22 protein-coding genes are annotated in these 23,934 nt (G+C 68.5%); 7 read left to right on the top strand and 15 right to left on the bottom strand.

Translation table 11 applies throughout. The features are described from left to right. Window positions 1-3: 3 nt before the first annotated feature. The 5 genes from AC27L4_RS21745 to AC27L4_RS21725 form a co-directional block, all read right to left on the bottom strand. Window positions 4-771 carry a phosphoadenylyl-sulfate reductase gene (locus AC27L4_RS21745; RefSeq protein WP_487144448.1) on the bottom strand — a complete coding sequence of 256 codons (768 nt, stop codon included), beginning with the start codon at window positions 769-771 and terminating at the stop codon, window positions 4-6. Further along, window positions 755-2,422: a nitrite/sulfite reductase gene (locus AC27L4_RS21740; protein WP_487144447.1), complete on the bottom strand. Its 1,668-nt coding sequence runs from the start codon at window positions 2,420-2,422 to the stop codon at window positions 755-757. The genes AC27L4_RS21745 and AC27L4_RS21740 overlap by 17 nt, the downstream gene beginning before the upstream one ends. Window position 2,423: 1 nt before the next feature. Then, complete coding sequence (locus AC27L4_RS21735) at window positions 2,424-2,681, bottom strand: DUF2849 domain-containing protein (protein WP_487144446.1); 258 nt, start codon at window positions 2,679-2,681, stop codon at window positions 2,424-2,426. A gap of 298 nt (window positions 2,682-2,979) precedes the next feature. Continuing rightward, window positions 2,980-4,020, bottom strand: coding sequence for an aldo/keto reductase (locus AC27L4_RS21730; protein ID WP_487144445.1), 1,041 nt, complete (start codon window positions 4,018-4,020; stop codon window positions 2,980-2,982). Window positions 4,021-4,060: 40 nt separating this feature from the next. After that, a complete protein-coding gene (locus AC27L4_RS21725) occupies window positions 4,061-4,756 on the bottom strand; it encodes a GntR family transcriptional regulator (RefSeq protein ID WP_487144444.1) in 696 nt (231 codons plus the stop codon). A gap of 93 nt (window positions 4,757-4,849) precedes the next feature. On the opposite strand from AC27L4_RS21725, the gene AC27L4_RS21720 reads away from it, so the two are divergent. Beyond that, window positions 4,850-6,382, top strand: a complete 1,533-nt coding sequence (locus AC27L4_RS21720; RefSeq protein ID WP_487144443.1) for a UxaA family hydrolase — start codon at window positions 4,850-4,852, stop codon at window positions 6,380-6,382. Window positions 6,383-6,409: 27 nt separating this feature from the next. On the opposite strand, the gene AC27L4_RS21715 is transcribed toward AC27L4_RS21720, so the two are convergent. The 5 genes from AC27L4_RS21715 to AC27L4_RS21695 are packed head-to-tail and all read right to left on the bottom strand — an operon-like array spanning window position 6,410 to window position 11,252. After that, entirely contained in the window at window positions 6,410-7,513 is a 1,104-nt protein-coding gene (locus AC27L4_RS21715) for an ABC transporter ATP-binding protein (protein WP_487144442.1), read from the bottom strand. A 1-nt stretch (window position 7,514) separates the two neighbouring features. Beyond that, window positions 7,515-8,435 carry a polysaccharide deacetylase family protein gene (locus AC27L4_RS21710; RefSeq protein WP_487144441.1) on the bottom strand — a complete coding sequence of 307 codons (921 nt, stop codon included), beginning with the start codon at window positions 8,433-8,435 and terminating at the stop codon, window positions 7,515-7,517. Between the two features lie 11 nt (window positions 8,436-8,446). Next, the gene (locus AC27L4_RS21705; RefSeq protein WP_487144440.1) at window positions 8,447-9,250 is read right to left on the bottom strand and encodes an ABC transporter permease; all 804 of its coding nucleotides are present in this window, start codon (window positions 9,248-9,250) and stop codon (window positions 8,447-8,449) included. A gap of 5 nt (window positions 9,251-9,255) precedes the next feature. Next, window positions 9,256-10,101 carry an ABC transporter permease gene (locus tag AC27L4_RS21700; RefSeq protein ID WP_487144439.1) on the bottom strand — a complete coding sequence of 282 codons (846 nt, stop codon included), beginning with the start codon at window positions 10,099-10,101 and terminating at the stop codon, window positions 9,256-9,258. A gap of 41 nt (window positions 10,102-10,142) precedes the next feature. Continuing rightward, entirely contained in the window at window positions 10,143-11,252 is a 1,110-nt protein-coding gene (locus tag AC27L4_RS21695; RefSeq protein ID WP_487144438.1) for an ABC transporter substrate-binding protein, read from the bottom strand. A 239-nt stretch (window positions 11,253-11,491) separates the two neighbouring features. Here AC27L4_RS21695 and AC27L4_RS21690 point away from each other — a divergent pair, with 239 nt between their 5' ends. From AC27L4_RS21690 to AC27L4_RS21665, 6 genes are all read left to right on the top strand, one after another. Beyond that, window positions 11,492-12,139: a TetR/AcrR family transcriptional regulator gene (locus AC27L4_RS21690; RefSeq protein WP_487144437.1), complete on the top strand. Its 648-nt coding sequence runs from the start codon at window positions 11,492-11,494 to the stop codon at window positions 12,137-12,139. Then, window positions 12,136-12,879 (top strand): SDR family NAD(P)-dependent oxidoreductase, encoded by a 744-nt coding sequence (locus tag AC27L4_RS21685; RefSeq protein WP_487144436.1) that lies wholly within the window; start codon window positions 12,136-12,138, stop codon window positions 12,877-12,879. The genes AC27L4_RS21690 and AC27L4_RS21685 overlap by 4 nt, the downstream gene beginning before the upstream one ends. 24 nt (window positions 12,880-12,903) lie before the next feature. Then, complete coding sequence (locus AC27L4_RS21680) at window positions 12,904-13,908, top strand: dimethylarginine dimethylaminohydrolase family protein (RefSeq protein ID WP_487144435.1); 1,005 nt, start codon at window positions 12,904-12,906, stop codon at window positions 13,906-13,908. An 86-nt stretch (window positions 13,909-13,994) separates the two neighbouring features. Beyond that, the gene (locus AC27L4_RS21675) at window positions 13,995-14,930 is read left to right on the top strand and encodes a hypothetical protein (RefSeq protein WP_487144434.1); all 936 of its coding nucleotides are present in this window, start codon (window positions 13,995-13,997) and stop codon (window positions 14,928-14,930) included. A 135-nt stretch (window positions 14,931-15,065) separates the two neighbouring features. Next, the gene (locus AC27L4_RS21670) at window positions 15,066-16,181 is read left to right on the top strand and encodes an ABC transporter substrate-binding protein (RefSeq protein ID WP_487144433.1); all 1,116 of its coding nucleotides are present in this window, start codon (window positions 15,066-15,068) and stop codon (window positions 16,179-16,181) included. Between the two features lie 82 nt (window positions 16,182-16,263). Then, a complete protein-coding gene (locus AC27L4_RS21665; RefSeq protein WP_487144432.1) occupies window positions 16,264-17,046 on the top strand; it encodes an MBL fold metallo-hydrolase in 783 nt (260 codons plus the stop codon). 6 nt (window positions 17,047-17,052) lie between these two features. Here AC27L4_RS21665 and AC27L4_RS21660 read toward each other — a convergent pair whose 3' ends face one another. From AC27L4_RS21660 to AC27L4_RS21640, 5 genes are all read right to left on the bottom strand, one after another. Further along, a complete protein-coding gene (locus AC27L4_RS21660; protein WP_487144431.1) occupies window positions 17,053-19,029 on the bottom strand; it encodes an ABC transporter permease in 1,977 nt (658 codons plus the stop codon). Further along, window positions 19,026-20,096 (bottom strand): quaternary amine ABC transporter ATP-binding protein, encoded by a 1,071-nt coding sequence (locus tag AC27L4_RS21655; protein ID WP_487144430.1) that lies wholly within the window; start codon window positions 20,094-20,096, stop codon window positions 19,026-19,028. Before AC27L4_RS21655 ends, AC27L4_RS21660 begins: the two co-directional genes overlap by 4 nt. An 80-nt stretch (window positions 20,097-20,176) precedes the next feature. Then, window positions 20,177-21,124, bottom strand: a complete 948-nt coding sequence (locus tag AC27L4_RS21650; protein WP_487144506.1) for an ABC transporter substrate-binding protein — start codon at window positions 21,122-21,124, stop codon at window positions 20,177-20,179. 259 nt (window positions 21,125-21,383) lie between these two features. Further along, window positions 21,384-22,250 (bottom strand): 2-keto-4-pentenoate hydratase, encoded by an 867-nt coding sequence (locus tag AC27L4_RS21645; RefSeq protein WP_487144429.1) that lies wholly within the window; start codon window positions 22,248-22,250, stop codon window positions 21,384-21,386. A 40-nt stretch (window positions 22,251-22,290) separates the two neighbouring features. After that, window positions 22,291-23,514 (bottom strand): TCR/Tet family MFS transporter, encoded by a 1,224-nt coding sequence (locus AC27L4_RS21640; protein WP_487144428.1) that lies wholly within the window; start codon window positions 23,512-23,514, stop codon window positions 22,291-22,293. Window positions 23,515-23,934: the final 420 nt, after the last annotated feature.

Here is a 23,934-nt window from a genome sequence, read left to right as displayed (position 1 = left end):
CTCCTAGATGCCGCTGCCGATGGGTTGGATCGGCTGCTTGTGGATGCCGCATTCGATCTTGCCGGAACCGCGCCAGCGTCCGGCGCGAGCGTCCTCGCCGGCCCTGACGCGGGTGGTGCAGGGGGCGCAGCCGATCGAGGGATAGCCGTCGGCGACCAGCGGATGCGGCGGCAATTCGTGCGCCGCGAGGTAGGCGGCGACGTCGCGAGAGGACCAGTCGGCGAGCGGGTTGACCTTGATGCGCCCGGCCTCGGCCTCGAACGGGGCGAGATTGGAGCGGGTCGCAGCTTGCTGGCGCTTGCGGCCGGTGATCCAGGCCGAATACGGCGTCAGCGCCTCGTCGAGCGGCTCGACCTTCCGGATCCAGCAGCACAGATCCGGCTGGCTGTAGGACAGGAGCTTGTCCGGGTCCTCCTGCGCCAGCCGCCAGGCATGGGGCTTGGCGGTCTGGATATTGGTCAGGCCGAGGCGCCGGGCCAGTTCGTTGCGATAGAGGATGGTCTGGGCGAACAGGCGGCCGGTATCGAGGAAGATCACCGGTGTCGTCCGGTCGATCTCCGCCACCATGTGCAGCAGCACCGCGGATTCGGCTCCGAAGCTGGATACGAGCGCGATCCGCCCCTTGTAGAGGGTCAGCGCCAGCTGCAGCAGGGTCTGGGGGGCGGCGTCGGCGTGCTGAGCCGAAAGCGCGAGCGCGCGCACCTCCGGCTCGTCGGCGACATCGAGGCCAAGCCCGGCCGGGGCGTCCCGGATTTCAGGCGCGCTGTCCATAGAGAGCCTCCTTGAACGGCGGGAGGCCGACACGGCGCACGGCTTCCAGGAACGTTTCCTCGGGCGACAGGCGCAGCCCGAGATAGGTGTCGACCACTGTCTCGACGGCGTCGACGATGCCCTCGATGGAGAAGCCCGGACCGACGAGCGCGCCGATCGAGCAGTCCTCGCGGGCCGAGCCGCCGAGGGTGATCTGGTAGTTTTCCACGCCCTTGCGGTCGACGCCGAGGATACCGATCGCCGCGACGTGGTGGTGGCCGCAGGCGTTGATGCAGCCGGAGATCTTGATCGGCAGCGGGCCGATCTCCTTCTGGCGCGCGGCATCGCCGAAGCGCTCGGACAAGCGCTGGGCGACCGGGATGGCGCGGGCATTGGCCAGCGAGCAGTAGTCGAGCCCGGGGCAGGCGATGATGTCGGTGACCAGGCCGTCATTGGCGGTGCCGAGCCCGGCGGCGGCGAGCGCGGCGTGGAGGGCCGGCAGGTCGTCGAGCTTCACATGCGGCAGGATCAGGTTCTGCAGGTGGCTGACGCGGATCTCGCCCAGGGAATAGCGGTCGGCGAGGTCGGCCACCAGGTCCATCTGCTCGGAGGTGGCGTCACCCGGGATGCCGCCGATCGGCTTGAGCGAGATGGTGGCGATGCCGTAACCGGACACCTTGTGGGCGGCGACGTTGACGGCGGCCCAGGCGGCGAAGGCGGGATTGGCAGCCCTGGCCTTGTCGTAGACGGGGGACGCGTCGGCCGGCTCGAACGGGCCGGCGACGAAATAGCGCTTCATGTCCTCCACGGCCTCGCGCGTCAGCTTCAGCGCGCCGTCGCGGATCGCCGCGAACTCGGTCTCGATCTCGCTCTGGATGGCCTCGAAGCCTTTCTCGTGCACGAGGATCTTGATGCGCGCCTTGTACTTGTTGTCGCGCCGCCCCTCGAGGTTGTACACGCGCATGATCGCCTCGGTGTAGGTGAGGAGATCCTCTTCGGGCAGGAAGTCGCGCACGGCCTTGGCGATCATCGGCGTGCGACCCTGGCCGCCGCCGACGAAAACGCGGAAGCCGATCTCGCCGGCCTGGTTGCGCACCAGCTGATAGCCGATGTCATGCACCTGGATCGCCGCCCGGTCCTGTTCGGCGCCGGTGATCGCGACCTTGAACTTGCGCGGCAGGTAGGACAGCTCGGGATGGGCGGTCGACCATTGCCGCATGATCTCGGCATAGACGCGCGGGTCGGCGACCTCGTCGGCGGCGGCGCCGGCGAAATGGTCGGCCGTGACGTTGCGCATGCAGTTGCCGGAGGTCTGGATGGCGTGCATCTCGACCTCGGCCAGCGCCTCCAGCACGTCCGGAACGTCCTTGAGGGCGATCCAGTTGAACTGAAGGTTCTGGCGGGTGGTGAAATGGCCGTAGTTGCGGTCCCAGCGTCGGCCGATCATGGCGAGCTGGCGCAGCTGCCGCGACGACAGCGTGCCGTAGGGAATGGCGATGCGCAGCATGTAGGCGTGCAGCTGCAGGTAGACGCCGTTCATCAGCCGCAGCGACTTGAACTCGTCTTCGGTGATCTCGCCGGCGAGCCGGCGCGCGACCTGGTCGCGGAACTCGGCGACGCGGGCCTTGACGAAGGCCGTGTCGAACTCGTCGTAGCGGTAGAGCGCGCCCATATTACTCGGCTGCCTCCAGCAGGCGCTCCGGGGCATAGGGGATGGTCGGGCCGAAGGCGCGGATCGCCTCGCGCAGGCGAGCGGGGCGCGGGGAGGGACCTGCGATATCGACCTCGATCACATAGGGGTCGACGATGATGTTGTCGTCGCTGTCGCGCCTGGCGGCGTCGAGGGCAGGGGCTGCGGCGGCCTCGGTCTCGGCCAGCGCCGCTTCATGCAGGGCCAGCGTCCAGGCGCCGTCCATGGTGCGGAACACCACCCGGCCATCTCCCAGACGATTTGCAGTGACGGCGTGAAGCATCGGACAAAACCCAGTTTGGAATGGATCGTGATATCGGTCTTCGCTTTGAATTTGTCAATTATAATAAATAACACAAATAAAATGTTGTTTCTGCAAAAACATCAGTCCATCAATTCGGTAGACGATGATCGACGCGCTGGAAGCCTGCCGGGAAAGCCGGCGACGGGCGCTCGCGCCGGCAGGATCGACGATGCGCGGGCGCCTGGATACCGGCCGGATCGGTCCGGCCGGTGTCCACGAGCAGGTCCCTCTCCGCTCAGGCCGGAACCGGGGCGTCGTGCCGCAGCAGCCGTTCCGCCTTGAGGTCGTCCCACAGGGCGGCTGGAATGCGGGCGCCCATGATCTCGGCGTTGCGCGTCACCTCGTGCGCGGCCTGGCCGCCCGGAATGACCGAGACCACGCAGGGATGGCCGAGCGGGAATTTCAGCGCCGCCTCCACCAGCTTGACCCGATGGCTGGCGCAGACCCGTTCGATGCGGGCGACGCGGTCGAGGATCTCGGCCGGCGCCGGGTCGTAATTGTAGTAGGCGCCGGGCCGAGGCCCGGTGGCGAGGATGCCGGAATTGTAGGGGCCGCCGAGCACGACGCCGATCCGGCGCTCGGCGCAGTAGGGCAGGAAGGAAGTCAGCGCCTCCTGCTCCAGCAGGGTGTAGCGGCCGGCGAGAAGGAACAGGTCGAAGTCCCCGGCCCGGGCGAGCGTCTCGGCAACCTGCCATTCGTTGATGCCGGCGCCGATCGCCTTGACCACGCCTTCGCTGCGCAACTGCTCCAGCGCGCGATAGCCGCCCTCCATCAACTCGCGGATACGCCGGTCGGACGCCTCCTTCGAGCCATGGGTGAAGACGTCGACGTCATGGGCGTAGAGGATATCGACGGAGTCGAGGCCGAGACGCTCGAGCGAGAACTCCACCGAGCGCATCACGCCGTCATAGGAATAGTCGAACACCTCGCGTCGCGACGGCGTCTCGAAGAACCTGCCGATGCCGGTGCGCTCTTCGGGGCGGCAGAGCTGCAGTAGGCGTCCGACCTTGGTCGACAGCACGTAGTCGCCGCGTGGCTTGCCGCGCAGGAAGCGGTTGAGGCGCGTTTCGGCGAGGCCGAGGCCGTAGAGCGGAGCCGTGTCGAAGTAGCGGCAGCCCGTGTCCCAGGCCGCGGCAAGCGTGATGTCGGCCGCCGCCTCGTCCAGGGCCTTGTAGAGATTGGCGACGGGCGCCGAGCCGAAGCCGAGCTCGGTGAAGGCGATGGTCGCGCCGGAGCGGGACGTGAAGCTGCGCGTGCCAAATGGTGTGACGGTCATCCTTGTCCTCCCGATCCCCGCTCCGCGGCGAGGATCCATCTCAAAGGTCTTCGAAAAGGCCGGGGTTGGTGGCGGCGACTGCGATCAGCTCGGTGATGACCGCATCCAGATGCGCTTCCATGGCGCGCCCCGCCGCCGCGGGGTCGCCCTGGCGCAGCGCGGCGACGATGGCTTCATGCTCGGCCAGGGTCACGGCGATGCGGCGTGCCGAGGTCAGGAAGCGGCGCACCCGCTCCAGGCTGGCACGGGCGGACTCGACGATGACGCGCACGCGGGCATAGGCGAGCGCGTCGAGCAGGATCTGATGGAACTCCAGGTCGAGGGCGTGGAAGCCGCGCCGGTCGTCGGCCTCCACGGCGGTGCGCTGGTAGCGCATGTTGCGCTCCAGTGCGGCGACGAGGGACGGGCTCGGCGAGTGGGCCAGCTGGCGCACTGTCTCTGCCTCGAGCGCCCGTCGGATGAAGATGTTCTGGCGGACGTCGGCGATGCGGATGCGGGCCACCCGCGTGCCGCGCTGCGGCATGATCTCGACCAGGCCCTCGGCCTGCAGCCGGCCGAGAGCTTCGGACACCGGGAAGCGCGACACCCCGAGCCTGTCGCAGATCGCCTGCTTGTCGAGCGCTGCGCCGGGCGGCAGCTCGGAGTCGACGATCGCCTCGCGCAACACGGCCTGGACGCGGTCGGTGGTGCCGCCGCGGCTGGTCAGGCCGAGAGGGGAGAGAAAATCGTAACTCAAGGCTTTCGTCTCGTTTCCGGACATAGTAGCATGTTAGTCAGAATGAGCCTGCTGTCAAAGCATGCGCCGAATGCCGCACCGGGAAAGCCTCACATGACGATCGCCTCCAAAACTCCCCGCACCCTTCGCCTCAACGCCCGCGACAATGTCGTGGTGGCGGTCGATGCGATCGAGGCCGGCGCGACGCTGGCGGAGGGCGTGGCGGCCGCGGCCCGGGTGCCCAAAGGGCACAAGATCGCGGTATCACCGATCGCCGAGGGCGCGCCCGTGGTCAAGTTCGGGCAGATCATCGGCTTCGCCTCCGGGCCGATCGCCCCCGGCGCCCATGTGCACAGCCACAACTGCGTCTTCCACGCCTTCGACCGCGACTACGCCATCGCCCAGGATGCGCGCGCCGAGGACATCCTGCCGGTTGCGCAGCAGGCGACATTCCAGGGCTATCGCCGCCCGAACGGGGCGGCCGGCACGCGCAACTACGTGGCGATCCTGACGAGCGTGAACTGCTCGGCCTCGGTGGCGCGCTTCATGGCCGACGCCTTCAACCAGTCGGGCATCCTGGAGGACTACCCCCACGTCGACGGCGTCGTGCCCTTCGTGCACGGCACCGGCTGTGGCATGGCCGCCAAGGGCGAGGGGTTCGAGATCGTCAAGCGCACCCAGTGGGGCTATGCCACCAATCCGAACGTCGCCGCGGTGCTGCTGGTCGGGCTGGGCTGCGAGGTGTTCCAGATCGGCCGGATGAAGGATGAATACGGCATCGTCGAGGGTGACCACTTCCAGACGATGACCATCCAGGACACCGGCGGCACGCGCCGCACCATCGAGGCCGGCGTCGAGCGCATCAAGGCGATGCTGCCGCTGGTCAACCAGGTGAAGCGCGAGACGATTCCCGCCTCGGAGCTGATCCTCGCCCTGCAGTGCGGCGGCTCGGACGGCTATTCGGGCATCACCGCCAATCCGGCGCTCGGGGCGGCGGCCGACCTGCTGGTGCATCACGGCGGCACGGCCATCCTGTCGGAGACGCCGGAAATCTACGGCGCCGAGCATCTCCTGACCCGGCGCGCCAAGGACCGCGTCGTCGCCGAGAAGCTGATCGAGCGCATCCGCTGGTGGGAGGACTACACCGCCAAGAACGACGGCTCGATGGACAACAATCCCTCGCCCGGCAACAAGGCAGGCGGCCTTACCACCATTCTGGAGAAGTCGCTCGGCGCCGCGGCCAAGGGCGGCACGACCACGCTCAACGCCGTCTACGAATACGCCGAGAAGGTGAAGGAGAAGGGCTTCGTCTTCATGGACACGCCCGGCTACGACCCGGTCTCGGCCACCGGGCAGGTGGCGGGCGGCGCCAACATGCTGTGCTTCACCACCGGCCGCGGCTCGGCCTATGGCTGCAAGCCGACCCCCTCGATCAAGCTCGCCACCAACTCCGACATCTATCGCCGGATGGAGGAGGACATGGACATCAATTGCGGCGACGTGCTCGACGGGGTGTCGATCGCCGACAAGGGCGAGGAGATCTTCCGGAAGGTGCTGGCGGTCGCCTCTGGCGAGCGCTCCAAGTCGGAGGAACTGGGCTACGGTGCCAACGAGTTCGTGCCCTGGCAGGTCGGCGCGACCATGTGAGGCGCCGGGTCCCGCCCCGGCGGGAGATCACCCTTCGACCAGCACGCCGGCGTCCGGCGGCCAGATCACGGCCACCTTGGCGCCGGGTGCGTTCAGCGTCCCGGTTTCGAAGGCGCGGGCGCTGACTTCGACGGTACCCAGGACGGTGTCGACGATATAGACGTGCTGGCTGCCGACGAAGGCCGAGGCGCGGATCTCGCCCTCGACGCGGTTGAAGCCGGCCGGTGTCGCCGCCTGGGGGCCCGCCAGCGCCAGACGCTCGGGGCGGACCGCCAGCACGACCGGGGCTCCGGCTGCCGGATGCCGGCCGGCATCGGCATGGCGGACGAGGAGGTCCGCGGCCTCGATCCCGACGCCGCCGTCGATCGCGGCGCCGATCCGGCCTTCGATGAAGTTGGCCCGGCCCAGGAAGTCGGCGACGAAGCGGCTCGCCGGCCGGTTGTAGAGCGCCTCGGGCGTGCCGATCTGCTGCACGCGGCCCTCGCGCAGGATGACGATGCGGTCGGACATCGTCATCGCCTCCTCCTGGTCGTGGGTGACGTTGACGAAGGTGGTCCTGAGGCGTCCGTGCAGGGCCTTGAGCTCGAGCTGCAGTTCGGCCCGCAGCTTCTTGTCGAGCGCCGAGAGCGGCTCGTCGAGCAAGACCACCTCGGGCTCGAACACCAGGGCGCGGGCAAGGGCGACGCGCTGCTGCTGGCCGCCGGAGAGCTGGCGCGGCATGCGCTCGGCGAAGGGGCCGAGATGCACGAGGTCGATGGCCCGCTGGACCTGGCGGTCGAGCTCGGCCCCGCCGACGCCGCGCAACTTGAGCGGATAGGCGATGTTGCCCCTGACGCTCATATGGGGGAACAGGGCATAGCCCTGGAACACCACGCCGAAATTGCGTTTCTCCGGCGGCAGGCCGCCGAGATCGCGGCCGTCGAGCCGGATCTCGCCGGCATCGGGCGTGACGAAGCCAGCGATCGCCATCAGGATCGTCGACTTGCCCGACCCGGAGGGGCCGAGCAGGCTGACGAACTCGCCGGCGGCGATATCCAGGCAGACATCGTCGATCGCGACTGCCCGCCCATAGGCCTTGGACAGGTTCCTGATCGAGAGCGCGATGCGGGGCGGCGATCCGGCTTCGCTCATGTCAGCTCCGGCTGGCGGTGACGAGGTGGTCGACCGGCGCATTCCAATAGGGAACGTCGTCGGTGCGAGGCGTCCAGGCGCCGGAGGCGACCAGTCCGCGCACATGGGCGGCGATGTCGCGCAACGGCGCAAACCAGACATCGCCCTTGGCCTGCATGTGCTCGATCAGCCGCACCAGCGCCTCGGCGCGGGCCAGGCGCCCGGAGACGAAGGGGTGCCACACCGAGACCCACAGCCCGCCATGGGTCCAGGCGGCGTCGAACTCGGCGCGGAAGACTTCCATCGCCCGTTCGGGGGCCTGGATCGGCATCATGAAGCCGAAGTCCTTCATGTTGACGTATTGCACCCAGTCGTCCAGGGCGAAGTCGGACGGCAATTCGACCAGCGAGCCGTTGCCGGTGCGCAGGAGATAGGGGATGTCGTCGCCGACCAGCGAGGCGTCATAGTCGAAGCCGCGCTCGACCAGCAGGCGCGGCGTGTGCTCGGAGAGGGCGTAGGCCGGGGCCCGGTAGCCGGCAGGGCGCGCGCCGACGATCCTGTCGAAGGCGAGGAGCGCCCGGTCGAGCACCCGTTCCTCGTCATCCCGCGACAGGGTGTTCGGCCGCTCGTGCAGCCAGCCGTGGTGGCCGATTTCGTGGCCGGCCTCGACCAGGGCCTCGACCGCCTGCGGATAGGTCTCGATGCACCAGCCGGGGACGAACACGGTCTGGCGCATCTCGTAGCGCCGGAAGATCTCGATCAGGCGGGGAATGGCGACCGACGGCCCGTAGCGCAGGGCCGAGGAGGTGGCGAGGCGCGAGGGCGCCGCCTCGCGCTGATAGAGATGCAGCAGGCTCTCCACGTCCATGTCGAAGGAGAAGCAGACCGCGCAGCGCGCGCCGTTCGGCCACGGCGGCGGATTGGCGATGAGGGACGCAGACATGGGGAGGCCTTTCAGAACGCGGAGGATGCGGCGCGCCGGCGCCGCAGGGTGGAGCCGATGACCACGACCAGCACGCCGAGCGCGGTCAGCGCCATCAGCACGGAGGCAACGGCGGCGACCGTCGGATCGACGTTCTCACGGATGCCGTCCCACATGCGGCGCGGCAGGGTGTAGACGGCCCGGCTGGAGACGAACAGGGTGACGACGATCTCGTCCCAGGAGATGATGAACGCGAAGGCCGCGCCGGTGACGACGCCGGTGCGGATATTGGGGACGATGACGTCGATCGCCGCGCGCAGCGGCGAGGCGCCGAGGCTGCGGGCCGCCTGCTCCAGCCGACCGTCGAGCAGGCCGAGCGAGGTCGTCACGGCGATGATGACGTAGGGGATGGCCAGGATGGTGTGGGCCAGCACCACGCCGAGCCAGCTGTCGTAAAGTCCGATCGCCACCCAGGCCCGATAGAGTGCCAGGGCGGTCACGATCGGCGGGAAGATCATCGGCGCCAGCATCAGCGCGCCGACAAGGGCGGCGAGCCAGGGCCGCACTCGCCACAGGCCGATAGCGCAGGCCGTGCCGAGCACGGTCGACAGCACGGTGGCGGCGAACGCCACGGTCAGGCTGTCGCCGATGCTGCCCATCCAGGCGCCGGAGGTGAACAGCGTCTCGAAATGGCGCAGCGACAACGTGCCGTCGGGCAGGGCGATGAAGCGGCTGTCGTTCAGCGCGACCGGGATGGTCACCAGGCCCGGCAGCAGCAGGAACAGGGCGATGACCCAGGCGCAGGCGAAGATCGCGGCGCGGGCCCAGGGACGCAAGGCCATCATCCCACCCCCAGCATGCGCTTGACGCCCACCAGCCGGCTCACAATCCAGATCAGCGCCAGCGTCGTCACCAAGAGCACCACGGAGAGGGCTGCCGCCAGGCCCCAGCGCACCGTCTGAAGCACGGCGATGCTGACATATTCGCTGAGCATCACCAGCCGGCCGCCGCCCAGGATCGCCGGGGTGACGAAGAAGCCGAGGCCGAAGACGAAGACCAGCAGCCCGGCGCCGAACAGCGCCGGCAGGGTGAGCGGCAGGTAGATATCGCGAAAGGTGCGGAAGGGCGATGCGCCGACGCTGCGTGCCGCCATCAGCAGCCGCCCGTCGAGGCCCTGCATGGTCGCGTAGATCGGGAACACAGCATAGGGCACGAGATAATGGACCATGCCGATGACCACGCCGAATTCGTTGCGTACGAAGGGCAAGGGCGCGCCGATCAGGCCGAGGCCGAGCAGCGCCTCGTTGATCAGGCCGTTGCTGCGCAGCAGGATCAGCCAGGCCAGCGCCCGCACCAGCACCGACAGCCAGAACGGCACCAGCACGCAAAGCAGCAGCGCCAGGCGCTGGCGCGGGCCCATATGGGCCATCGCGAAGGCCACGGCATAGCCGAGCACCAGTGCGATCAGCGTGGTGATGCCGACGACGCGGAAGGTGGTCCAGAAGATGCGCTGGATGCTGGCGGTGGTCAGGATCTGCTCGTAGAAACGTAGGGACGGGGCCTGCCAGCCGTCGAACGACATGAGGACCAGCTGGCCGATCGGCAGGAGGAAGAGCCCGCCGACCAGCAGGGCGGCGGGCAGAAGGAAGCCCAGATAGGGTTCGCTGGCCAGCGAGCGTGCCGACACGGGGTCCTCCGCCTTCTCAGAAACGGCCGGGCGCCGGCGGCTCAGCCGCTGATGCCGTCGATCCAGCGATCGACCGCGGCGTCGTAGTTCTTCTCGTACCACTCCTCGCTGCGCAGGGCCTGGACCGCGACGTTGGTGGCGTAGCCTGGATCGATGCGCTGCAGCTCCGGCTTCAGCATGGCCGAGGCGGCGGGGTTGGACGGGCCGTTGCCGAGCAGCTCGAGCAGCCTGATCTGGCGCTGTGGATCGAGGATGGAGGCGAGAAACTTCTGCACCTCGGCGCCGGCCGGGTTGCCCTTGGGGATGACGAACGAGGAGGGGCAGAACACGCCGTCGTTCCAGGTCCAGGTCACCTTGCCCTGCGTGTCGCGCTCGAGCACGCTGGCGCGGGTGTTCCAGATGTTGCCCATCACCACCTCGCCGTCCATGAACATCTGCTGGCTGGAGGCGCCGGACTCCCAGTAGATCACGTCGTCGCCGAGGCTGCGCGCCTTGGCGATGGCCCGGTCGAGATCGGCGGGGTAGAGCGCGTCGCGGGCGACGCCGTCGCCGAGCAGGCAAGCCTCCATGGCGCCCATCTGGTACTTCCACATGGTGCGCTTGCCCGGATACTTCTTGGTGTCGAAGAAGTCGGCATAGGTCGGCGGCTTGTCGGGGAACATGTCCTTCCGATAGGCCAGCACGAAGCTGTAGGTGTAGTTGGCAATGCCCTGCGGCCAGGCCCAGCCCTCGCGCACCTTGGACTTGTCGACGATGGAATAGTCGACATCCTCCAGCAGGCCCTGCTTGCCGAGCTGGTTGCACAGGAAGCCGTCGCCGTCGCAGACGTCCCAGGTCACCTTGCCGGACTCGACCATCGCCTTGATCTTGCCGGCGAGCGGACTACCGCCGTCGACGCGCACGGGGATGCCGGTGTCGGCGGTGAAGGGCTCGCCCCAGGCCTTGCCCATGCCGGCGACGGCGTCGCCGCCGAAATTGGCCAGGACGATCTCGGCGGCCTTGGCGAGGGCCGGGCTCGAGCCGCCGAGGGCGGCGGCCGCGCCGGCCATACCGAGCAGGGCCAGGACTTCGCGGCGATCGAGGCGGCCGGCGCGCACCTCGGCGGCCGCGAGCTCGGCCAGATCCTGGCTGAATGTCTGTCTGTTGCGCATCTCGATCCCCTCGATCGCTGAAGTGCCCGTTGCGGACGGGGCCGCCATCCCGCCGCCGCGTCTTCGGCGTCTCGGCAGGGGTCTTCCTTTGGTCAGCCGGCAACGAGGCGGTTCCGTTCGCCGCCGGCAGCACAGGACCCTCGGGCCAATGAAAATTAGAGTCAAGACTAAAAAAATAGTCGACTCCAAATTCGGCGGCGCTATCATTTTGCCGTCGATATCGCAGAGGGAGTGGGGCGATGGCAGGTCTGAGGGCCCGGCACAGGCAGGCTCGCGTCGAGCAGGTGCTGAACGCCGCGTCCACGCTGTTCGCCACCCGCGGCTATGAGGCGACGCGGATCGAGGAGATCGCCGAGAGCGCCGAGGTGGCGCCGGCGACCGTCTACAACTACTTCGCCAGCAAGCCGAACATCCTCACCGCGCTCGCCGTCCGCCATGTCCGCGCCGCCTTGCCGGAACGCCGCGCCCTGGTGCGCAACCCGCCGGACGATCCGGTGGCGGCGATCCGCGCCTTCGAGAAGCTGCTGGCGGACCAGGCCCTGCGCACCCTCAACCGCGAATGCTGGCGGGTGATCCTGTCGGGGCCGTTCCGCGAGCCGGGCGGGGACGCCCACCGCATGGCCAAGCGCTTCAACTGGCTGATCCGCCGCCATTACACCCAGATGCTCGGCACCTTCCAGAAGCAGGGGCGGATCAAGCGCAATGTCGATGTGGAGGCGCTGGCCGAGCTGGTCACCGCGGTCGGCACCCATCATTTCAGCCGCCTGGTTTCCGACGACGCGATGACGCTCGACGACCTCAAGGCGGCGGTCGAGCGGCACCTGGAGCTGATCTTCATCGGCGTCATCGCCAGGCCGCGCAAACCCGCAACGGAGACAACGGCATGAGCGAGCTCGCCGGACGCAAGGCGCTGGTCACCGGCGCCGGGAGCGGCATCGGCCGCGGCACGGCCCTGCGGCTGGCTGCGGCCGGCGCCATGGTGGTGGTGCAGGACATCGATGCCGAGCGGGTCGCCGCGGTGGCCGGGGCGATCGCCGCGGCCGGCGGCACGGCCATGCCGGCTGCCTGCAGCGTTGCCGACGAGGCGGCTCTGCGCGAAGGCGTCGCGGCTGCCGGCGGCATCGACATCCTCGTCAACAATGCCGGCGTGCCCGGCTTCAACGCGGTGATCGAGGACATCGACCGCGCGGCCTATGAGCGCCTGTTCGAGATCCATGTCTGGGGCACGCTGGCCGCGACCCGGGCTGTGGTCGATGGCATGAAGGCGCGCGGCTTCGGGCGCATCGTCAACATCGCCTCCAACCGCGGGCAGGTCGGCTTCGAGCGTTCCAGCCATTACGCCGCCGCCAAGGCGGCGGTGATCGGCTTCGCCAAGGCCTGGGCCCGCGAGTTCGCGCCGCACGGCATCCTGGTCAATGCGCTGGCACCCGGCGTCGTGCGCTCGGGCATGACGCTGCGCTACGGCGAGGACGCGCTGCACGAGGAAGCCCAGCTCAACCTGGTCAAGCGCTGGGCCGAGCCGGAGGAGATCGCCGAATGGATCGCCTTCCTCGTCGGTCCGCGCGGCAGCTACATGACCGGGCAGCTCCTCTGCCCGAACGGCGGCGATCCGATCGTCGGCATCTGAGTCATCTTTGGGAGGTGCCACGCCATGAGCGTGATGACCGAGAACGAGTGGCGCTACAATCAACTGATCAAGATCTTCCCATCGGAGGCCGAACCCGCCTTCGAGGACGCGGATCTGCTGTCGCGCTGGTGGGGGCGGCCCTGGGGCTGCACCAGCGATGTCGGCCGCCTGCGGGTGGTGCTGATGCATCGCCCGGGACCGGAGGTGACCATCGTCGACACCTCCAAGCGCCTGGAGATGGGCGCCTATGGCGACGTCCAGGAAGGCTGGTACTGGCGCGGCGCCGAGGGGCCGGATCTCGCCGGCATGCAGCGCCAGCACGATGCCTATGTCGCGCTGCTCAAGTCCGAGGGCGTCGAGGTGGTGATGCTAGACCAGGCCGGCCCGGGCCGGATGAAGTCCTGCTACACCCGCGACGTGGTGGTCGGCGTCGGCGGCGGCGCCATGATCATGCGCCTCGGTCCGCGCATCCGCCGCGGCGAGGAGGTGCAGGCGACCCGCACCCTCGCCCGGCTCGGCTGCCCGATCCTGCGCACGCTGTCGGGCACGGCCGTGGCCGAAGGCGGTAGCTTCGCCTGGCTCAACGAGCGCACCGCCGTCTTCTCCACGTCGTCGCGCGGCAACGAGGAAGGCGCCCGCCAGATCGAGGAGGTGCTGCGCGCCCAGGGGGTCGATCTCGTCCGCGTCGAGTTGACGGGCTATCGCCTGCACATCGACGGCCAGTTCCTGATGATCGCACCCGATCTCGCCCTGGTGAACCCGGCGCAGTTGCCCTTCAGCTTCCTGCAGAAGCTGAAGGCGCTCGGCATCGAGACGGTCGAGGTCCACCACGACGACAATCCCTGGATCATCAACGGTCTCGCCGTCGCTCCGCGCCGCGTCATCCTCACCGAGGGCGCGTCCAACCACACGCTTGATCGCCTGGCCGCGCGCGGCGTCGAGGTGCTCACGCTGCCCTACGATCTCGTCTGCTCCGGCGGCGGCGGGCCGCACTGCTCGACCGCGCCGCTGATCCGCGACCCGGTCTGACCGCCGGCGGCGTCTTCGCCGAAACGACGGATGCCGTCCGGGCACGGCATCCGAACCCTTGCGCTCGTCCCGAGAGGAAGCACGCCATGAGCCATTCCGCCGACCATGACCGCGTTGTCCGCTTCATTGCCGCCAACCGCTTTCCCTTCCCCGACCAGACCGACTGGCCGAAGGGCTACACCACGCTGGTCAATGTCGGCCGCAGGGCACGCGGCATCGAAGGCGCCGACGGCCCGCACTGGCCCGACATCGTCATCCTCGACGAGACCGGTGCGGCCTGCCGCTTCGGCGAGGTGGAAGAGGTGGTGGATGCCGCCGCCGCCGCGCGCTGGAAGCTCTGCTCGGAGGCCGCGGACACGCTGACCGAGACCGGCGTACGCAACCTGTTCGTCTATGTGCCGAAAGGGCAGGGGCGGAAGGCGCTGGCCGTGCTCGACGAGCACGGCATTTCCTTCGCCGGGCTGCGCGAATATGAGATCGACGGCGACAGGATCGGCATCCTGCCGGTCGCCACCCGCGGCGACAGCTACGACCACCGCACGACCGCGCCGACTCCGATTTCGGAGGCCGGCGTCAGCCGGCATGATGCCGTGGTCGCCCATGTTGCGGCGACCCGTTTTCCCTTCCACGACCAGACCGACTGGCCCACCGATTACGTGACGCTGACCAATGCCGGTCGCCGGGCCCGTTCGATCCCCCATGACGGCGGCGAGCACTTCCCCGATATCGTCATCATCAATGCCACGGGCGAGGTGCGGGAGATCGGCGAGGTCGAGGAGGGGCTCGACGAGGATCGGGTGCCCGTCTGGCGTACCTGTTCCCTCACTGCCGACAACCTGACCGAGAGCGGCAACCGGCACTTCTTCCTTTATGTCCCGGCCGGCCAGGAGGCGGCTGCCGTCGCGTTGCTGGACCGGCATACCATCTCCTTCGCCGGCGTGCGCGGCTACACCGTCGGAGCGGACGGCCGCGTCGGCATCGTGCCCCACGTCACCCGAGGCGACGCCAAGGATCACCGCTGAGAGCCGGGACCGCCGGACCTGGCGGTCCCGGCTCCAAAACGGCCGACAAGGCGCGCACCGGGGCGGGTGCGCGCGGGGCCTGCCCGGCAAGGGCGGCCCGACAAACGCCCATCCGCACCAGAAGGGACTTCGATCATGACACGCCAAGCCTTCAAGCAGGACTGTCTGCAGATCGGCCTCGCCGATCTCAAATCCGGCCGCATCGGCCGCCGCGACTTCCTCAACCTCTGCGCCATTCTCGGTGTCGGCCTGCCGCTGGCGCGCATGGGTGTCGGCCAGGCCTTCGCCGAGGCTGCGGAGGTCGTGGTCTCCAATTTCGGCGGCGACGCAGCCACCTTCATGGCCGAGGCCTGGGGCAAGCCCTTCACGGCCGACACCGGCATTCCCGTCAGCGTGGTCGGCGGCGGACCGCTGCCCGGCAAGATCCGCGCGCAGGTCGACGAGAAGGCGGTGGTCTGGGACGTCTGCGACGCCGATGGCTTCATCGCCATCGACCTCGGACGCAAGGGCTACCTGGAGCCGGTCGACTATTCCGTGGTCGACAAGTCGAAGATCCGGCCGGGCTGGGCCTGGGACCACGGCTTCGCCAATTACGGCTTCAGCTTCGTGATCGCCTACGACAAGGAGAAGATGGGCGGGGCGGCGCCGACCGGCTGGGCCGATTTCTTCGACGTGAAGAAGTACCCCGGCAAGCGCACCATGTGGAAATACATGATGGGCGCGGCCGAAGGCTCGCTCCTCGCCGACGGGGTGCCGCCCGAAAAGCTGTATCCGCTCGACATGGACCGGGCCATCGCCAAGATGCGTTCGATCAAGGACCATCTGATCTTCTGGGATTCCGGCTCGGAATCGCAGCAGATGTTCCTGGACGGCGAAATCGTCATGGGCTGCATCTATTCGACCCGCGCCAGCGTGCTCGAGCGCGACACCAAGGGGCGGGTCGGCTGGATCTGGGACGGTGCGAATTACTGCCCCGGCGCCTGGGTGGTGCCGAAGGGCAACCCGGCTGGCGCGAAGGCGCAGACGTTCATGGCCTCGACCCTGGTGCCGGAACGCCAGATCATGCTCCTCGACAAGCTCGGCAACTCGCCCTCCAATCCGGCGGCCTCGGCTCTGCTGACGCCGGAGCAGCAGCGCATCGACCCCGGCTTTCCCGCCAACCTCGCCAAGCAGATCATCCGCGACGAACTGTGGTACGCGGATCACTATGACGACGCCTTGAACAAGTGGATCGACGCCATCGCCGGCTGAGCCGCGCCAGGGCGTGGACGGGACCGGACGACAGCGACCGGTCCCGTCGGATGTCCCGGCCGGGACGGTGGAGGATGAGACAATGACGGCCAGCCTGCCCGTCGCCGCCCCCTGGTTCACCGTCGAGGAGGTCGAGCCCGGCATCTTCCGCATCACCGAGCCGCATTGCGACCGGCTGGTGCGGGCGAACTGCTTCCTGGTCAAGGGAACCGAGCGCGACCTGCTGGTCGACAGCGGCATGGGCATCGGCCGGCTGCGGCGGGAAATCGGCCGCCTCCTCGACAAGCCGCTGGTCCTGTTCACCACCCACACGCACGTCGACCACATGGGCGGGCATGGCGACTTCGCCGATGCCGAGATCCTGGTCCATCCTGCCGAGGCCGAAGCATTGCGCCGGCCCCGGCAGGCCGAGGGCCTCTCCTTCGAGCAGTTCGATCCGGCCACCCGCGGCCAGCTCGCGGATGCGGGCTTCGACACGAGCGGACTGCTTGTCGACGCGGTGCCCCATGCCGGCTACGACGTCGCCGCTTATCGCTGCCATGGCGCCGAGCCGACGCGGCTTGTCGGGGAGGGCGACATGGTCGATATCGGAGGCCGGCGCTTCGCGGTGCTGCACCTGCCCGGCCACTCGCCCGGCAGCATCGGCCTGTGGGAGGCGGCGAGCGGCCTGCTGCTCCCGGGCGACGCCCTCTATGACGGCGTGCTGGTCGACACCATTCCCGGCTGCGACATCCCCGCCTATGTCGCCACCATGCGGCGCCTGGCCGAGCTGCCGGTCCGCCTCGTGCTCGGCGGCCACAAGCTGTCGTTCGGCCGGGTGCGCATGGCGGAGATCATTGCCGACTATCTCCGCCAGCGGGCATAGGCCTCGCTACCCCAGCCGTTCCCGCGCCCGGGCGCCGGCGCCGCCGATCAGGCGATCCGCGACGATGCCGATGAACGCGATGGCGAGGCCTGCGACCAGGCCGCGCCCGGCATCGGCCTTGGCGAGGGCGATGAACACTTCCTGGCCGAGGTCGCGCGTGCCGATCATGGCGCAGATGATGATCATGCTCAGCGACAGCAGGATGGTCTGGTTGAGACCGAGCATGATCTCGGGCATGGCCATGGGCAACTGCACGCGCCAGAACGTCTGTGCCCTGGTGCAGCCGGAGGTCTTGGCCGCCTCGATCAGCATCGGCGGCACCTGCCTGAGGCCGTGGTTGGTGTAGCGCACGGCCGGCACCACGGCGAAGGAGACCGTGGCGATCAGCGCCGTGACGTCGCCGACCCGGAACAGCATCACCACAGGGATGATGAAGCAGAAGGAGGGCAGGGTCTGCAGCGTATCGATGATCGGCTCGACGATCCGGTCGACCCGGTCGCTGCGCGAGCACAGGACGCCGATGGGAATGCCGATCAGCGCCGCGAGGACGGCGGCGATGCCGCACAGATAGACCGTGGCCATGGTCTTCTGCCACAGCCCCACGGCCGCGCAGAAGGTGGCGAGCAGCGCTACGAGCAGCGCCAGCCTGACGCCGCCGAGCCTGTAGCCGGCCAGTGCCAGCAGCACGACGGCGCCGGCCCAGGGAAAGCTCTCGCAGAAGGCGCGGGCCGGGTTGAGCACATGGGCCAGCAGCATCACCCGGAAAGCCTCGATCACGTCGAAGAAATTCTGGGTGACCCAGTCGACGCCCGCCTTCCACATCGCGGCGGTGGAGATGGTCATGGACGACGGCAGCTTGGCCAGCGCCGGCACGGCCAGGCTCGCCAGCGTGGTGACGGCCAGCACGGCCAGGGCGAGAACGAGATGGGGATAGCGCGCGACGAAGCCGGTGCCCGGCGGGTGCGCGCCCGGCCGACGGCGGGCGAAGGCCTGGGACAGGCGGTCGAGCGCGATGGCCAGCACGACGATGGCGAAGCCCGCCTCCATGCCCTGGCCGATCTTGAGGGCGCGCAGGGCCAGCAGCACGTCGTAGCCCAGGCCCCCGGCGCCGATCATCGAGGAGATGATCACCATGTTGAGCGCCAGCATGATCACCTGGTTGACGCCGAGCATCAGCATCGGCCGCGCCGTCGGCACCATGACGCGCCAGAGCCGCTGGCGCGGGGTACAGCCGGCCATGATGCCGAAATCGCCGATCTCGGGCGGCACACGCCGAAGCGCCACGATGGTGGCGCGCACCATCGGCGGCGTGGCGAAGATGGCGGTGGCGATCATCGCCGAAACCGGGCTGTTGCCGAACAGGATCAGCATCGGCAGGAGATAGGCGAAGGTCGGAATGGTCTGCATCAGGTCGAGCACCGGCGTGACCACCGCCTTTTCCAGGAGCGGCGAGCGCCAGGCCCAGATGCCGAGCAGCAGGCCGACGAGGACGCAGAGCGGCACGGCGATCGCGATCAGGGCGAGCGTCAGCATCGCCGGCTGCCATTGGCCGAAGAGCGCGATATAGCCGAGGCAGGCGCCGACCAGCGCCGCCATCTTCCAGCCGCCGGCGGCATGGCCGGCAATGATGCCGGCCACGACGATGCCGAGCCAGGACAAGGTCGGCAGGATGACGGCCTCGGGGCCGAAGCCGATCTTGGCGGGCTTGGCGATGAGGCCGAAGGCGATCTGCAGCGGCACGCCGAGCACGTCGGTGACGGCGCGGGTCACCCCGGTCAGGTTGACCTTGAGCCAGTCCATGACGGCGCCAAGCCAGGCGGCGAACGGCAGGATCCGATCCTGCGGCCAGATATTGGCCCAGGGCACCTGGTCGCGGGCGAGATAGAGGCCGAGGGTCAGGGCGAGGGCGGCGACCCAGATCAGCGGCCAGGGACCGAAGGCCCGGCGGGCCGCGCTGGGCTGATCGGCGGCGAGGCTGGTCACGCGAGGGCTCTCCCGCCGGCCGCCCCGGCGAGCAGGTCGATCACCGCGGCCGGGGTCACCTCGCCGATCGGAGCCCCGCTGCTGCCGCGCACCAGGAAGGGAGCGCTCGCCCCCACGATGTCGGCGGCGAAGCTGGCAACCTTGGCCTCCGCAGGCACGGCGCCGGCGTGGGCGAGGCCGGGCGAGAGCGGCCGCATCAGGCTGGCGGCCGAAGCCACCTTGGAACGCTGCACGTCGCGGGTGAACTCGGAGACGTAGTCGGTCGCCGGATTCATCACCAGATCCTCGGGCGTGCCGATCTGGATGATGGCACCGTCCTTCATGATCGCCACATGGTCGGCCAGGCGGATGGCCTCGTCGAAGTCGTGGGTGATGAAGATGATGGTCTTCTTCAGCGCCTTCTGCAGGCGGATCAACTCGTCCTGCATCTCGCGGCGGATCAACGGGTCGAGCGCCGAGAAGGGCTCGTCCAGGAACCAGAGCTCCGGCTTGACCGCCAGGCTGCGGGCGATGCCGACACGCTGCTGCTGGCCGCCGGAGAGCTCGCGCGGGTAGAAGCCCTCGCGCCCGGTCAAGCCGACGAGGTCGACCATCTCCTTGGCGCGCGCGAGCCGGCCCGGCTTGGCGACGCCCTGCACCGCCAGCGGGAAGGCGACGTTCTCCAGCACGGTCAGGTGCGGCAGCAGGGCGAAATTCTGGAACACCATGCCCATCTTGTGGCGGCGGAGCTCGATCATTTCCGCCTCGGTGGCCTTCAGGAGATCGCTGCCGTCGAAGGTCACCTCGCCGGCGGTCGGCTCGATCAGCCGCGACAGGCAGCGCAGCAGCGTCGACTTGCCCGAGCCCGAAAGGCCCATGATGATGAAGATCTCACCCTCGCGCACGGTGATGCTGGCTTCGCGCACGGCCGCCACGAGATGCGCGGCCTGCAGTTCGGCCGGCGTGGCGCGATTCTGTCGCGACGCGAGGAACTCGGCCCCGCGGGGACCGAACACTTTCCACACGCCGCGGCAGGCGAGCTTGACCGGTCGCTCCGCCGCGGCCGGCCGGGTCGCTTCTGCCGTCATTGTCGGCTGTCTCCCACTCCGTCGATCATGGCGGCGGCTGGGACATCCCCGCCGCCGCGTGGAATGCGTCCGCGGGCGGGCTACTTTGCCCAGGCCTTCCAGGTCGCCTCGTTCTCGGTGATCCACGAGGCAGCGACATCGTCGATGGACTTGCCTTCGAGATCGACCTCGCCGCTCAGCTTGTTCAGCGTGTCGGTATCGATGGTGTACGCCTTGGCCACCTTGTAGGCGACCGGCCATTTGTCCTTCATGCCCTTCCAGGCATATTTCCAGATCTCGCCGTGGGGCTTGCCGCAATCATACTTGGCGTCGGGGTTCACGCCCCATTTCGGGTCGTTGTAGCATTCGGGCGTGTATTCGGGGAATTCCACCCATTCGCCCTTGTACTTGGCCGTGGCCCAATGCGGCGAATAGATCCACAGCAGGATCGGGGCCTTGCGCTGATAGGCCGAGTCGAGCTCGGCGAACATGGCGCCGTCCGTGCCGGCATGGACCACGGTGAAGGGCAGCTTCAGCGCAGCGACGCGCTCGTCGTCGAAGCCCTCCCACGTCACCGGTCCGCCGAGATAGCGGCCCTTGGGCGCCGTGTCGGGGGTGGAGAAGGCCTCGGCGCATTTCGGATCGAGCAGGGCCTTCCAGTCGGGCAGGCCGGGGCACTTCTCCTTCATGTAGATGGGATACCACCATTCCTCCTTCGCCTTGGGCCCGAGCTTGCCGAGCTTCTCGGTCTGGCCGGTGGCATCGGAGGCCTTCATCGCTTCGCCGGCCGTGGTGTCCCAAAATTCGACGCCGAGGGTCAGGTCGCCGTTGGTGAGGCCGGTGGTGAGGCTGGAGAGGTAGTCGGCCGTCGGATATTCGACGTTGTAGCCCAGCTTCTCCAGGATGCCGCCGAGGATCTTGGCGTTGAGATTGACGCTGGTCCAGTCGAAGAGCGCGACCTTGATCGGATCGCTGGATTCGGGATCCGCCGAGAGGGCTGCTCCCGCCGTGCCGCTCAGGAGCACCGCGGTGAGGGTGGCCCTGATCATTCCCGCCCGGCAGGTCTGAATGAGACGCATCGCAATTGTCCTTCTTCCGCTTGTTCTTGTCCCCGCTGGACCACCACATTCGCGATCGGTTCTTGTTACGATGGTCAGCTCAGAGCGAGTGTGGCGGAGAGGTGCCTGCTAAGCAAGTAATTTTAACGACAAGAATATTGCCTATATTCCAGTCGCTTGCCGCATAGTCTTTGGCCAATTTGCGCCATCTCGATGGAGAATAGGCGGTTTCGTCCTAGGAAAGTCCGCTTCAGGCCGGCTTGGGCGAGGGCGCTCCCGTGGCCCCGCGCGAGCGCAGCACGGCCGGCGGCAGATCGGTGCCCGTCAGCCGTGTCCGCCAATGCTGGCCGGGCAGGATGGGGAAGGCGCGGGTGAGCGTGCCCGTGGTGACGATCTCGCCGGGGGCGAGCGGGGGATTGTCCGGGTCCTGGGCCAGGACCCGGACGAGATGGCGCAAGGCGGACAGGGGGCCGTCCAGGACGTTGGCGGCGCGCCCATGGTCGACGAGCTGGCCGTCGCACAGAAGATCGATCTCGAACGTCGAGAGCTGCCGCAGCCAGCGCTCGGGCGCCCGGTGCACGGCGTGGCGCTCGCCGATGAACAGGGCGCCATGCAGCCCGAATCCGGCGACCGTGTCCGGAGCGGCGAACTTCCAGCCGGGATAGATCGACTGCACCAGCTCGAAGCCGTGCGCGACCCAGTCGACACAGGCGAGCAGCGCCGCTTCGTCCATGTCCGGCGCCGGGGCCTTGGCCAATCCGAACATGATCTCCGGCTCGATCCGCGGCTCCGCGAGCCCCTCCAGCGCGAAGCCGGCTTCCAGATCGGCGAGGTCGTGCACGGTGCGATCGTAGATATAGCCCCAGATCGCGGCGAACACGCCGTATTCGGCCCAGATCGTCCGGTTCGTGAAGCCGATCTTGCGGCCGATCACCACCTCGCCCCGAGCCTGCCGCAGGTCGCGCACGGCCCGGGTCACGCGGTAGGCGGCCGCAAGGTCAACCGGCCGCTCGCCCTCGCTCAGCGGCGCGACCTGGCAGCCGGTGCCCAGCACCGCCATCATCTGGGCAGCGACTGCCGCAACGTCGGAGGGCGAGAAGGCGGATGGAGCGACCATGGGGCACCGTCAGCATTGTGCAGGCGTAAGGGGCGGATGCTCAGAGCTTGGACCGATCCTTCGGCGTATACAAGAAGACCCAGAGCGCGAGCGCCGACAATGCCGCGGTCGCGAGGAACGGCGCCCCCGGCAAGTGGATCGGCGCGTGCGGGCCGGTGAAGGCGCCGAAGAGCTGCGTCGCCAGCAACGGGCCGAAGATGGCGGTGATGCCCATGATGCTGGAGATGGCGCCCTGCAATTCGCCCTGGGCATCCTCCTCCACCTGGTGGCTCATCATGGCATTGATCGCCGGCATGGCGATGCCCTGGATGGCGCCGACGACCAGGAGGACGTAGATCATCCAGCCTTGGGTTGCCAGGCCGTAGCCGACTGCGATGACCGCCTCGCCGGCGAGGCTGATCAGGGCGGCCATGCGCTCGCCGAAGCGCTTGATGAACGGACCGACCAGCCCGCCCTGGACGACGGCTGTGATCACCCCGAAGAAGGCCAGGGAGAGGCCGATCTCCCATTCGCTCCAGGCGTAGCGATAGAGGGTGTAGTAGGCCCAGACCGCCGGATAGGCGTTCGTCGCCAGCAGGTGCAGGAACAGCGTCGCGCCCGAGACGATCAGGAACGGGTGATGGCGAAAGGCCGCCAGCGCGCCGAGCGGGTTGGCGCGGGCGAGCCGGAACGGCCGCCGCTTGTCGGCCGGCAGGGTCTCCGGCAGCACCAGCCAGCCATAGGCGAGGTTGGCCAGCGACAGCGCCGCCGCCGTGTAGAAGGGCAGGCGGTGGTCGATCTCGCCGAGAAGGCCGCCCAGGGCCGGGCCGACGACGAAACCGACGCCGAAGGCTGCGCCGACATAGCCGAAGGCCTTGGCGCGATCCTCGGGGGCGGTGATGTCGGCGATGAAGGCGTTGGCGACGGAGTAGGAGGCGCCGCAGATGCCGGCGATCAGGCGGCCGGCGAACAGCCAGGCAATGGTCGGAGCCAGGGCCGTGAGGGCGTAATCGACGCCGAGGCCGCCGACCGACAGGAGCAGCACCGGCCGCCGGCCATAGGCGTCCGACAGGTTGCCGATGATCGGGCTGAACAGGAACTGCATGACCGAATAGGCCACCAGCAGCCAGCCGCCGATGATCGAGGCCCCGGAGATGTCGATGCCGGCGAGATCCTCGATCAGCCCGGGCAGCACCGGCAGGATGATGCCGAGGCCGATCATGTCGATGAGCACGGTGATCAGCACGAAGGTAAGCGCGTGCCCGCCGGGCCTGCGATCGGACATGGTGGCGCCCCCGAGAGTGGACCGCCTTGTAGAGGAGGCCGGCCGGGATGGCCAGCCGCCGGCGGCATGCCGCTCCGGCGGTGGCTGGCCAATGCTGGGCGAACGTGAAACGATCGGCCCGTCCATCATCGCAACGGCGCCGCGCCATGAGCCACTCGTTCAACCAGACGGCTTCCAGGGCCTGCGACGCCACCATCATCGGATCCGGGCAGGCCTGGTCCGCACCAGGCCATTTCGCGCGCCTGCTGGTTACCGCATGCCGGCGGCGGGGCGCCGCAGATGCGGCGCCTCCACGCAATCCGTGCGGCATCGCCTGCCACGATGTGGCCCGCGAAATCCTCAGAGTTCTTGTAAGGAGAATTGCATAAGGACATGACCCATCTGGAGTTCACGGATTCTGCCGTGAAGCGGGGCACGACC

It is taken from the genome of Labrys sp. Lb11 (genome assembly GCF_057554225.1).
This window is presented reverse-complemented; position numbering and strand designations above follow the sequence as displayed.

Excerpts from the sequence above, each read along its gene's own strand:
- AC27L4_RS21685 (WP_487144436.1), top strand. The coding sequence starts at position 12,136 with ATGAGCGAGCTCGCCGGACGCAAGGCGCTGGTCACCGGCGCCGGGAGC.
- AC27L4_RS21675 (WP_487144434.1), top strand. The coding sequence starts at position 13,995 with ATGAGCCATTCCGCCGACCATGACCGCGTTGTCCGCTTCATTGCCGCC.
- AC27L4_RS21720 (WP_487144443.1), top strand. The coding sequence starts at position 4,850 with ATGACGATCGCCTCCAAAACTCCCCGCACCCTTCGCCTCAACGCCCGC.
- AC27L4_RS21655 (WP_487144430.1), bottom strand. The coding sequence starts at position 20,096 with ATGACGGCAGAAGCGACCCGGCCGGCCGCGGCGGAGCGACCGGTCAAG.
- AC27L4_RS21645 (WP_487144429.1), bottom strand. The coding sequence starts at position 22,250 with ATGGTCGCTCCATCCGCCTTCTCGCCCTCCGACGTTGCGGCAGTCGCT.
- AC27L4_RS21670 (WP_487144433.1), top strand. The coding sequence starts at position 15,066 with ATGACACGCCAAGCCTTCAAGCAGGACTGTCTGCAGATCGGCCTCGCC.
- AC27L4_RS21640 (WP_487144428.1), bottom strand. The coding sequence starts at position 23,514 with ATGTCCGATCGCAGGCCCGGCGGGCACGCGCTTACCTTCGTGCTGATC.
- AC27L4_RS21650 (WP_487144506.1), bottom strand. The coding sequence starts at position 21,124 with ATGATCAGGGCCACCCTCACCGCGGTGCTCCTGAGCGGCACGGCGGGA.
- AC27L4_RS21710 (WP_487144441.1), bottom strand. The coding sequence starts at position 8,435 with ATGTCTGCGTCCCTCATCGCCAATCCGCCGCCGTGGCCGAACGGCGCG.
- AC27L4_RS21745 (WP_487144448.1), bottom strand. The coding sequence starts at position 771 with ATGGACAGCGCGCCTGAAATCCGGGACGCCCCGGCCGGGCTTGGCCTC.
- AC27L4_RS21695 (WP_487144438.1), bottom strand. The coding sequence starts at position 11,252 with ATGCGCAACAGACAGACATTCAGCCAGGATCTGGCCGAGCTCGCGGCC.
- AC27L4_RS21730 (WP_487144445.1), bottom strand. The coding sequence starts at position 4,020 with ATGACCGTCACACCATTTGGCACGCGCAGCTTCACGTCCCGCTCCGGC.
- AC27L4_RS21715 (WP_487144442.1), bottom strand. The coding sequence starts at position 7,513 with ATGAGCGAAGCCGGATCGCCGCCCCGCATCGCGCTCTCGATCAGGAAC.
- AC27L4_RS21665 (WP_487144432.1), top strand. The coding sequence starts at position 16,264 with ATGACGGCCAGCCTGCCCGTCGCCGCCCCCTGGTTCACCGTCGAGGAG.
- AC27L4_RS21740 (WP_487144447.1), bottom strand. The coding sequence starts at position 2,422 with ATGGGCGCGCTCTACCGCTACGACGAGTTCGACACGGCCTTCGTCAAG.
- AC27L4_RS21680 (WP_487144435.1), top strand. The coding sequence starts at position 12,904 with ATGAGCGTGATGACCGAGAACGAGTGGCGCTACAATCAACTGATCAAG.
- AC27L4_RS21690 (WP_487144437.1), top strand. The coding sequence starts at position 11,492 with ATGGCAGGTCTGAGGGCCCGGCACAGGCAGGCTCGCGTCGAGCAGGTG.